Genomic DNA, 8,926 nt, shown 5'->3' with positions numbered 1-8,926 from the left:
CAAGAACCTGTTTGGTTTTGGGGTAATTAATGCCGACATTGCAGCGAGCCAGTATAAAGATGAAAACGGTTATTCTGCCTTGGTTGGTTTAGAAGGGCGTATCAGCAAGAATATTTCTTTTAATACCAATTACCGCAAAGTATTTGATAACTACTTTGACCTTGCCCGCGTGTCTCAAATTCGATACTTAAAAGATAACCAGAGCGATGCTGAACCCAAAAACTATCTGAGCTACAGTGCGCTGGCAGATGAGATTTTTAGGGCGGGGATGAGCTATAACTTTTACGAAGGATATAGCGCTTATCTGGGTTATAACCAGATCAAATTTAGCGACAATTCTTATAAGTTAGTGTCTGCCAATTTAAGCGGAAGCCTGAACAAGAACTGGGGATTTTATAGCTCAGCGTATAAAGATTATGAAAATCACAAAGACTATGGCATTTACTTTGCACTGCGTTATACACCGTCTACCCGAGTTAATGCGATTACGAGTGTATCTAGTGATAGCGGCAGGTTGAGTTACCGTCAAGAAATATTTGGCTTATCAGAACCCCAAATCGGCTCATTTGGATGGGGCGGCTATGTTGAGCGCGATCAGGATGCCAATCAAAACAATGCATCGGTCTATGCCTCTTACCGTGCTCGGGCAGCCTACCTGACAGGTCGATATAACCGAATTGGAGATAACGATCAGATTGCAGTTTCAGCGACAGGATCGTTGGTTGCGGCAGCAGGACGGATTTTTGCGGCCAATGAAATTGGAGACGGCTACGCTGTCGTGACCAATGCAGGACCACAAAGTCAAATTATAAATGGCGGGGTAAATTTAGGCGTAACCGATAATTCTGGAAGATTTCTGATTCCTAGTCTAATGCCATATAAAGAGAATCATATTTATTTAGATCCGTCGTATCTGCCTTTAAATTGGAGCGTTAAATCTACAGATCAAAAAACAGTTGTAGGTTATCGCCAAGGTGGTCTTATTGATTTTGGCGCTCATCAGGTCATTTCAGGGTTAGTGAAACTTGTTGATTCGAACAACTCAGCATTATTACCGGGTTATACGGTTCGAATTAATGGGCAACAAGATGGTGTAGTTGGCTACGATGGTGAAGTATTTATTCCAAACCTATTAAAGCAAAACAAACTTGAAGTCGATCTTCTGGATCATGGCTCATGCCAAGTTGACTTCACATATAACAGTAATCAGTACTTAACTAAGAAATTGGGACCTTATATATGTCATTAAATATTATGAATAAGGCTCAAATAGAGAGCTATAAGAAATTTTCATTGTCTTTAAAATACTTTATAGGCATTTGCTTATTTTATCTCGTTTATGCTTTTTTTAGTCCAGCACATGCTGCTTGTACAGTAAGCGGAACTACTAATAGTACTTTTACCTACACGGCAGCAAATATTAATAGTGATGCAACTGTAAACCTTTCAGGCACAATTACTTGCACGAATTTAGGGCTTCCCCAGATTTCTAATTTTATGTGTATGAAAACCGTATTTACGGGAGCAACCACTGCGAATAATAGTGTGACTTTACCATATACTGTCACAGCAACTGTAGGTGGAGCTGGGTCTTCTACCACGAATCAAACCTCCAATGTGTGGTATGGACCAGTAGCAACAATCGCATCAAATAATATTGTGAGTTACTCAGTAAATGTGAAAGTACCAGCTCGAACGGGGTCACTCATTGCCTATCCTAAAGGAACATATACGGCTTCGGTTCGGTTGTATTGGGATATGGATCTTTTGGGTTTGTCATGTGGTGATTTAATTGGCGGTTGGGATTCAGGCGATACACTGCTAACAGCAAACTTTGTGGTACCAAGTATGTGCCAATTAAACTCAACCTCAACTGTAGATTTCGGCAATATAAATGATATTAGTCTGACCAAGCGTGATTACACAGCACAAGGAGCTGTAAATTCGACTTGTAATTATGGAACGCCATATAGCATTTATTTAGGAGATGGAAACAACCGTATAGCGGGTGGATTTAGACGTATGATTAATAGCAATAATGAATTTATTCCCTACCAGTTATATAAAGACTCCAACTATAGTACGGTTTGGGATGCTACAGGAGGCGTGACTAATATTGGGGGAGCAGGTGGAGTGTCTGGAACAGGAACAGGTAGCGCTCAAACTACGCCAGTCTATGGAAAAATTCCGCAAGGTACTTCCATCGCAAGTAGACCAGGCACTTATTCTGATAGCATTGTTGTTACAGTGACTTATTAATTTTTTCGAGCCTACACGCGGTTCTATTTTAGTGGAATGGTTCCGCGTAATTTCAATTATATTCATTAAAAATGGCTGAGCATAAAACGATATAAATCAAATGATTTTAGTTTTTTGAAACTTGATCGTCATTAAAAATGGTTTGACTTAAAAATACATTCTGTATATTTATTGATTAGTTCTAAAAAAGAACTAGTAAGCAAAGCAGGCAATTAAAATAAAGGTAAATCAATGTCGAATATTATTTTGCATCAATGGGAAATTTCCCCATTTTGTCAGAAAGTTTCAAGAATTTTGAAATTTAAAGGAATTCCATTTGAAACAGTTAACTATGACGGCATTTTAGGGGCTAAAGTTCCTTTGCTCAGTAAAGTGGGCAAGGTGCCCGTAATTGACCATAATGGTCAGCGAATTCAAGATAGTACTCGAATTGCCCGTTATCTGGATGAAAATTATCCACATACGCCTCGGCTTTATCCTGACGATCCAAATCAAAAAGCACTTGCAGAGTTGTGGGAAGACTGGGCAGACGAGTCTCTATATTTTTATGAAGTCTATTTACGGGTAAATGACCCAGAAGCTCTAAAAGAAGCAATTCGCATTAGCAGCGTTGGCCGCCCAGCTTATGAAAAACCAATGGTAAAAGGTTTTATTTTAGCCGAATTGAAAACACAGCTTTTCTTTCAGGGCCTTGGCCGAATGAAAGCTGAACATGTTGAAGAAGAGTTCAGAAGGCATCTCGACCGTATCGAACAAGTTTTATCACAAAGTGAATGGTTAGTTGGAGACTCACAGACAATTGCAGATATTGCTGTTGTGGCTCAACTCGGTGAAGTGATACGCACAAGCAAAAAATTTAGTAAAGAAATTTTGGATCGTCCGTTTATTGCTTTATGGTATAAAAAACAAACAGGGTGAAACGACCATGACATTAGCAACACCAGATAAAAGATTAGATTGTGTAGTTGTTATTGGCGTTGGAGCATCGCAGGGCATTGGTGCAGCTGTGTGCCATCGTTTTGCAAAAGAAGGCTTAAAAGTTTATGTCGCTGGGCGTACTTTTCAGAAAATTGAAGCAATGGCTGCTGCAATCCATTCGAAAGGTGGCGACGCTGTTGCATTTCGTCTGGATGCAGAAGATGTAAAGCAAGTACAGGCCTTGTTTGACACAATCACCAGTCAAAATGAGCGCATTACCGCAGTCATTCATAATGTGGGGGGAAATATTCCCTCAATTTTTTTACGCAGCCCGCTGTCGTTTTTTACTCAAATGTGGCAATCCACTTTTTTATCGGCGTATTTAGTTTCTCAAAGCTGTCTAAAAATCTTTAAAGATCAAAACCACGGTACGCTTATTTTTACTGGGGCGAGTGCTTCTTTGCGCGGGAAACCTTTTTTTGCAGCTTTTACGATGGGTAAATCTGCCTTGCGAGCTTATGCACTAAATCTAGCTCAAATCTATAAATCACAAGGCATACATATTGCTCATGTGATTATTGATGGAATGGTCGATGGCGATAGAGTGAATAAAGCATTATTTGGCCTAGGGCGTTTAGCCCGTCTTACGCGTGGAACGGGTGGACTCAATATTGATGCAATTGCGGAGAACTATTGGATGCTTTACCAACAAATGCCTGAGCTTTGGACACATGAGTTGGATTTACGCCCTTATCAAGAAAAATTTTGAGAGACTAAAATGCTAAAAAAAATATTTCTAAGATTTCAAAAAAAGCAGGGTTGTGTTGTCGTTGCTGGTCATGATTTACACCTGATTGAGCGTGACTTTGTAATTCTAGATAAAAACGCACAATTTCCATTACACCTTTATCAAGTTGTGCATGATTCAGCTGCACAGAATATGCAAGTCCATTCTATAAATGATGGTGTGACAGCACTCCATTTGAACTTGGTGAATGCAGATCATTTAAAAGGCTTAGTGCGTTATATTTCTCATCACGGCCACAAAATTGAGCTATGTGTGTTTCATCCGAACTTTTCATCTTCGCCAAATATTGAGGCTTTATCTTTAGAAGAGATTGAACACCGTTGGCAGACCACAGGTTTAAGTGCTGTGAGTGTAGCGCAAGCTGTGATTAAGCCCATGCTAAAGCAACAGCGGGGCACAGTTATTTTTCTTGGAGCGCCATTTAGCAACTCGACTCATTATGATGTATTAAGCCAAAGCATGTTCGCGGGCATTCGTGCTTTAGCGCAGTCATTGGCAAGAGAGTTTCAACCTAAAGGTATTCATATCACCTATTGCATGGTTGAAAAATGGGATGGACAAAACCAGCACTTTATTTCATCTGTTAAGCAAGCGTGCCAACACATCTATCAACAACCTGATTCAGCATGGAGCCAAGAACTTAGTCTATCTTAAAGTTTTACTTTCGCATGTTGTTAAAATACAGTACTGATCTGGAATGATGACAAAACAATAATTTCGATAGGTATTATATGGCAAAAATTATGCGTGTTCAGCAAGCTGTTAAAGCGGTTTGTACGTTGGCAGTTTTCATGGGCTTTTCTTCATTAGCACAAGCATATCAATATGATCAGACTGCCCGTTTAATTAACGAGCGCTTATCTTATATGAAGGATGTAGCGGGTTATAAAGCAGAACAGCATTTGCCGATTGAAGATTTAACTCAAGAAAAGAAAGTGCTAGATCAATCTGTTTCCGAAGCTGAATCTTTTGGTTTAAATAGCGAAACAATGAAGCCATTTATTGTGACTCAAATGAATGTTGCTAAGGCAATTCAGTACCGCTATCGAGCAGACTGGTTATCGAGTCCGGAAACCAATTGGAAGCCCCAAGATTTAGCAGAAGTACGTTTAAAAATTAGTACGCTAAACACAGAGCTTCTAAAAAATATTGCCTATGAACTCAAGAAAAATAATAACAAAGCACCTCATAGCTGTGGCTACATGTGGTCTGTTCAACACCCTCAAATTAAAGAAGCCGATAAAAAAGCTTTATGTATGACACTAAATAAAATTAAGTTAAGAGAATGAAAAACAATAATTATTTAACTGTTTTCTAGTCAATATCACATTGACACCCAAAACCGCTCCGATTATGCTTTGCCTGCTGGCCACATTGCCAGTCGGCTTTGACAGGCTGTATACCCAAAGCACACGAAAAAGTCTTTCTTTTTTGTGGGCATCCCTGCGTGCCCCCTCTGCGGCGGAACGGGAGGGGGACACCCTCGGGTGTGCTGATCTTTTGGGTATCAGTCTGTCAACCCTCTCTCGTTTCGCCACCATTATTTGACAGTAATGTGGTGAAGCTTCTTTATTACCCAAAGGAGTTCGCTCATGCGTACTATTTCTTCTTTATTGGCCTTTGCCAAAGTCTCTCTATTCATACCATTTAAACAGTTTTTAAAACGGTTTAATCGACTATAGGTTTTCTACACCTTTAGATCATTAAGACTAAAAAATCATAGCAACAATAAAACCTGAGATAGGCGAACACACCACTTTTGTGTCGTTTTCACATGCCTGTTTTTAGCGCTCATTTTAAGAGTGAGGGCATTTCTATCTCTTTTATATACAACAAAAAATTATTTTAAACGGTATATCTATGCCAAATTTAGAAGCTTCATTTAGAGCACTACAAGTGCTCCACGCGGCAAAAGATTTATTTAATCAACATGGGTTTTACATTGGTATCGACCGAATTATTAGTGAAGCCAAAATTCCAAAAGCCACCTTTTATAATTACTTTCACTCTAAAGAAAAACTGGTTGAGATGTCTCTGACTTTTCAAAAAGACGCATTAAAACATGAGGTGTTTTCTATTATTCATTCGTACCAAGAACTTATGGTTTTTGATAAGTTAAAGAAAATCTACTTTTTACATGCAAACTTAAACGGCTTTTATCGGTTGCCATTTAAAGCAATTTTTGAAATTGAAAAGCTTTATCCAGCGGCCTATAAACTCGTTATTGACTACCGAAATTGGTTTGTTCAAGAAATTTATAAGCTGCTTTTAACCGTAAAAGTTACAGCCACAGTTGAAGATGCTTACATGTTTTTATTTGTGATTGATGGAGCAATGGTTCAGCTTTTAAGTGCAAATAAGATCGATGAAAGAGATAAGTTGTTAGAATATTTTATGTCGATGCTCGTTTAATTTGATTAATATTTTAGCGTTTAATGTTTAAAGAAAAGCCCTCCGAAGAGGGCTTTTTGTTCAATTTAATTGAGCTTTAAAAGTCAAAAGAGGTTTGTAGATAGAAAGTACGTGGCAGTCCTACATACTTGCCGCCAGTAGAGTCTGTTGAGCGAGTAAAATATTGCTTATCAAAGACGTTTTTGATTCCGCCAGCGATTTTTAAACCTTTAACTTGTGAACTTAAGTCATAAGAGGTACGGAGTGCAAAAGTGGTATAACCCGGAATATCTCCGTATTTACCGTCAGCAGTTTCTTCTGTTTGATAGACATTACTATCTGGAAGATCTGGTGAATGCTGCTTAGACTGTGCAAACATATCAGCATTTAAAGACCATTTATCCATGGTATAACCTAACCCAACATTACCGACATGACGCGAGTAAAATGGTAGGTCTTTATCTTTAAACTGACCAGCTTCAGCTACTGCTTTGGTGAAAGTATAGTTGCCATATACTTTTAAGCCTTCTAATGCGTCTGTTAATTGACCGAAATCATAGCTAATACCCGTTTCGATACCTTTATGGCTGGTTGCCCCTAAGTCTGTCCAGATCCCGTTATTACCAGCATCGCGTACTAATGAAAGCTCTTTATCAAAGTCTAGATAGAACACAGTAAATTCGGCATTTAAACCATTACCTAGATATTTGGTTCCGATTTCATAGTTATTCGATTTTTCAGGATGTAAACCTTCGGTTGTAGCTGTTGCGGTTGTTCCTTCAAGTCGAGCCAATTGGCTGTACTGTTGTGGACCAAAAGATACACCAGCGTTTGCAAATATATTCCAATTTTCATTTGCCGAGTACATCACAGATAAACTTGGCAAAAATTCGTCTGAATCAATTTTTGGATAAACAGTATTAGGTTGTCCTTTGTTATAACCTGTGAAGTTATTATGGGTTTCAATTGATTCGAAACGAACACCTGGTGTAATCGTCCAACGGCCCAGTTCCATACGGTTGTCGATATATACCGCATGCGCTTTGGTGCCACCTTCGCTGCTACTACGTGGAGCAAAATCTGGGGCTGATGAATCTGCTGCATAAGATGCAGTACGTCCAGCAAACTCAGAACTTTCTTCTTTTAAGTAGCGATAGCCTACTGTTACTTCATTTTGAGTATTACCTAGCTGATAAATACGAGAGTAACGCGGTTCAATTGCATAGACCTTGTAGTCGCGTGGAGCAGAGTCGAGGCGCTTTTGACCATTAGCTAACACGGTCTCAAGATTACTTGTGCGGAAAGAGTCAATGTAGTAAGTCAGAACTTCGAAGTTATTTTTTTCATCTTTATGGTTATAACGTAAAGAGACATCAGTACGTCGACCTGCAAAATAGTTTTTTTCACCAGAAGATTGATACGGATTTTCTGCATATTGGGCCTGAGTTAAACCCTCTGGCATTTCGCCTCGACCTTCATAATGATGCAGATTTAAAGCAACTGAATCTTTATCATTAAATTGATAAGCAGACTTTAACATTACATCATCGATATCAATCTTATTGTTTGCTTCTCGATACCCATTTCCTTTAGTCCCTGAATATAAGAGGGCAAGGCCTAATCCATTATCTAAAGTTCCTCCAACAAATAAATTTGGACTGAGTTTTACTTGGTCAGTACTAGATGCATATTCTGAAGTTAAGCTAACAGTTCCACTAAAATCTTGTGGAATTGATCGGGTCGCAAAGTTAATAATTCCGCCTACGTTTTGAGGCCCAAAACGAACTGACCCCGCACCACGGACTACGTCAACCGATTCAATATTACCTATTGAAACGGGAGCTAAAGATAATTGTGGCTGTCCATAAGGAGCAAATGAAAGTGGAACACCATCTAATAAAACTGTTGAACGAGGCGATAGGCGGGATGCTAAACCACGGACACCAATATTGAGTGAAACATCACTACCGCCTGTTCCGCTACTATCTTGAGCTTGAACCCCAGGAATTTGTTTTAATGCTTCGCGGATTGAAGTTGCAGCGGTTTCATCTAAACGTTTGCGGTCAACAATAGTTCGAGCACCAGCATGTTTGTGAACAGTTTCGGCATTTGCCTCTTCTAACCAGTTACCTTGCGCCTTAATAGTGATGGTTGGTAATGCGCTAGTAGTTGTATCTTCAGCATGTGCTGGAATTGCTAGATAAGTACAAGCAAGTCCGATCGCATAGCTAAGAGTAGAAACTTTGAACTTAAAATTTGGGAGTGAAAGAGCAGATGAGCGTTCCATGTTTATCTATCGAAATCCTAAACGATAATTATAATCATTATAGCGAAAAGTAACAAAATTTTATAAAGGGGTTTATATTTTTTTTCTTAGAATTTTAAACAATTTCTAAAAAATTAGAATTGATAGCAATTTTAAATTGCTGGCTATCATTTAGGTATAAACAATAAAGTTTTAGCTAGACAATGGATGTTAATAGAATGCAGTTTTCTTATGTAGAGCAATGTACAACTTCTGTTTAAAGACACTAGAAGTATAAAAGTATT

At 38.8% G+C, this 8,926-nt stretch carries 8 protein-coding genes; 7 read left to right on the top strand and 1 reads right to left on the bottom strand.

Annotated features, from left to right (window positions below; all coding sequences use genetic code 11):
* The 7 genes from AC07M3_RS18075 to AC07M3_RS18045 all read left to right on the top strand — a co-directional run.
* Positions 1-1,249: fimbria/pilus outer membrane usher protein (locus AC07M3_RS18075; protein WP_494567946.1), on the top strand; the 1,249-nt coding region annotated here is incomplete at its 5' end.
* Positions 1,240-2,259 (top strand): Csu type fimbrial protein, encoded by a 1,020-nt coding sequence (locus AC07M3_RS18070; protein WP_494567945.1) that lies wholly within the window; start codon positions 1,240-1,242, stop codon positions 2,257-2,259. The genes AC07M3_RS18075 and AC07M3_RS18070, both read left to right, overlap by 10 nt.
* A gap of 231 nt (positions 2,260-2,490) precedes the next feature.
* Positions 2,491-3,177 carry a glutathione S-transferase gene (locus AC07M3_RS18065; RefSeq protein WP_494567944.1) on the top strand — a complete coding sequence of 229 codons (687 nt, stop codon included), beginning with the start codon at positions 2,491-2,493 and terminating at the stop codon, positions 3,175-3,177.
* Positions 3,178-3,184: 7 nt separating this feature from the next.
* Positions 3,185-3,946: an SDR family NAD(P)-dependent oxidoreductase gene (locus AC07M3_RS18060; protein WP_494567943.1), complete on the top strand. Its 762-nt coding sequence runs from the start codon at positions 3,185-3,187 to the stop codon at positions 3,944-3,946.
* Positions 3,947-3,955: 9 nt separating this feature from the next.
* Positions 3,956-4,639, top strand: coding sequence for an SDR family NAD(P)-dependent oxidoreductase (locus AC07M3_RS18055; RefSeq protein ID WP_494567942.1), 684 nt, complete (start codon positions 3,956-3,958; stop codon positions 4,637-4,639).
* 77 nt (positions 4,640-4,716) lie between these two features.
* Positions 4,717-5,274, top strand: a complete 558-nt coding sequence (locus AC07M3_RS18050; RefSeq protein WP_494567941.1) for a chorismate mutase — start codon at positions 4,717-4,719, stop codon at positions 5,272-5,274.
* 571 nt (positions 5,275-5,845) lie between these two features.
* The gene (locus AC07M3_RS18045; RefSeq protein ID WP_494567940.1) at positions 5,846-6,397 is read left to right on the top strand and encodes a TetR/AcrR family transcriptional regulator; all 552 of its coding nucleotides are present in this window, start codon (positions 5,846-5,848) and stop codon (positions 6,395-6,397) included.
* A 76-nt stretch (positions 6,398-6,473) separates the two neighbouring features.
* On the opposite strand, the gene AC07M3_RS18040 is transcribed toward AC07M3_RS18045, so the two are convergent.
* Positions 6,474-8,663 (bottom strand): TonB-dependent receptor family protein, encoded by a 2,190-nt coding sequence (locus tag AC07M3_RS18040; protein WP_494567939.1) that lies wholly within the window; start codon positions 8,661-8,663, stop codon positions 6,474-6,476.
* Between the last annotated feature and the right edge of the window lie 263 nt (positions 8,664-8,926).

The sequence above is a fragment of the Acinetobacter sp. GW821-FHT09D10 genome (assembly GCF_059416285.1).
This window is presented reverse-complemented; position numbering and strand designations above follow the sequence as displayed.